The sequence below is a fragment of the Bacillus cereus group sp. BfR-BA-01383 genome (assembly GCF_022663495.1).
In the GTDB taxonomy this organism is placed as follows: Bacteria; Bacillota; Bacilli; order Bacillales; family Bacillaceae_G; genus Bacillus_A; species Bacillus_A cereus_AU.
In genome coordinates this window covers 1-478 of the sequence record NZ_JAKUFP010000106.1, presented here as the reverse complement: position 1 = coordinate 478, position 478 = coordinate 1, and the positions used below count along the sequence as shown (strand labels likewise).

The window sequence follows — 478 nt, the reverse complement described above, 5'->3', positions numbered from 1 at the left end:
GTGGGACAGATGATTGGGGTGAAGTCGTAACAAGGTAGCCGTATCGGAAGGTGCGGCTGGATCACCTCCTTTCTATGGAGAATTGATGAACACTGTTCATCAATATAAGTTTCCGTGTTTCGTTTTCGTTTAGTTTTGAGAGTTCAATTAAGCATTGACTCTTAAATGAGGATATGATATAAATAAATCCTGCAATTTGTATGGGCCTATAGCTCAGCTGGTTAGAGCGCACGCCTGATAAGCGTGAGGTCGATGGTTCGAGTCCATTTAGGCCCACCATACAACTTGGGGCCTTAGCTCAGCTGGGAGAGCGCCTGCCTTGCACGCAGGAGGTCAGCGGTTCGATCCCGCTAGGCTCCACCAAAAAGCTATTTTATATAGCAAATGGTATGTTCTTTGAAAACTAGATAACAGTGTAGCTCATATTTTTTAATTTTAGTTTGGTTAAGTTAGAAAGGGCGCACGGTGGATGCCTTGA

2 tRNA genes and 1 rRNA gene are annotated in these 478 nt (G+C 44.4%); all 3 read left to right on the top strand.

The features are described from left to right. A 16S ribosomal RNA gene (locus MR065_RS27095) occupies window positions 1–72 on the top strand; the annotation flags it as partial. Between the two features lie 130 nt (window positions 73–202). Then, a tRNA-Ile gene (locus MR065_RS27090) sits at window positions 203–279 on the top strand. 8 nt (window positions 280–287) lie between these two features. Further along, a tRNA-Ala gene (locus MR065_RS27085) sits at window positions 288–363 on the top strand. Window positions 364–478: the final 115 nt, after the last annotated feature.